Below are 432 nucleotides of genomic sequence, written 5' to 3'. Positions count from 1 at the left end.
CCAGAAGATGGGCGGCTTCGGGAGCGCCGTCCTGGAGGCCCTGAACGAGATGGGCCTGAGGCCCGAGGTCCGGGTCCTGGGCCTTCCCGACCGCTTCCTGGAGCACGGGCCCATCCCGAGCCTCCACCGCCAGGCGGGGATAGACCCGGAGGGCATCCGCAAGGCTCTGGAGGAGATGGGGGTGGAGCGGGTCCGTGAGCGGGCCTGAGGTCCTGCGCTTCGCCGCCAACCTCTACCGCGTCCCCCTGGAGGAGGGTTACTTCCTGGTGGACGCGGGCCTCCCTTGGGAGGCCAGGAGGCTTCTTGCCCTCCTCAAGACCCCGCCCCGGCTCCTCTTCCTCACCCACCACCACCTGGACCATAGCGGCGGGGCTAGAGCCCCCTGGGAGCGCCTTTGCCTCCCCCTCCCTGCCCCCCCCCGGGGGGGGGCCT

2 protein-coding genes are annotated in these 432 nt (G+C 72.0%); both read left to right on the top strand.

Annotated elements, in window-relative coordinates; genetic code table 11:
- On the top strand, nucleotides 1-208 hold a 208-nt coding region (locus tag BVI061214_RS00345), incomplete at its 5' end, for a transketolase C-terminal domain-containing protein (protein WP_282953978.1).
- Nucleotides 195-432: MBL fold metallo-hydrolase (locus tag BVI061214_RS00340; protein ID WP_156303168.1), on the top strand; the 238-nt coding region annotated here is incomplete at its 3' end. The genes BVI061214_RS00345 and BVI061214_RS00340, both read left to right, overlap by 14 nt.

This window comes from Thermus aquaticus, from assembly GCF_001280255.1.
Classification (GTDB): Bacteria; Deinococcota; Deinococci; order Deinococcales; family Thermaceae; genus Thermus; species Thermus aquaticus.
The sequence above is the reverse complement of the archived record's forward strand: the minus strand, read 5'-3'. Positions and strand labels throughout refer to the sequence as shown.